1 protein-coding gene is annotated in these 340 nt (G+C 52.1%); it reads left to right on the top strand.

Annotated features, from left to right (window positions below):
* Positions 1–259: RNA ligase family protein (locus tag V3391_RS17635; RefSeq protein ID WP_332079753.1), on the top strand; the 259-nt coding region annotated here is incomplete at its 5' end.
* Positions 260–340: the final 81 nt, after the last annotated feature.

The raw sequence follows: 340 nt of genomic DNA, 5'->3' as shown, positions 1-340 counted from the left end.
TGTTGAGGAGAAGCTCGATGGTGCCAACTTAGGATTTTCTCTTTCGTCCAAAAAACTGCTTCAGATTCAAAACCGCGGCAGCTATTTTGAGGCCCCGTTTACTGGTCAGTTTAGTCGCTTGCGTACCTGGTTACCTTTGCACGAAGAGCAACTCATTGAGGGGCTGTCGCCGAATCTGATTGCTTTTTGTTGGCCTGAGCCTTGCGGTGTATGGCGCAATAACGCGCCGGGATTTCGTCAAAGGATTCGGCATGGCTAGCCTGATTGCTGCGGCTGCCCTGACTGGATTGGAGACGTACAACAGGGAGCGGTCCCTGGTGTATTTAGATGCGCTGCACAC

It is taken from the genome of Luteimonas flava, from assembly GCF_036584485.1.
Lineage (GTDB): Bacteria > Pseudomonadota > Gammaproteobacteria > Xanthomonadales > Xanthomonadaceae > Luteimonas > Luteimonas flava.
Note: the sequence above shows the minus strand (reverse complement) of the source record. Positions and strands in the feature narration are given on the sequence as shown.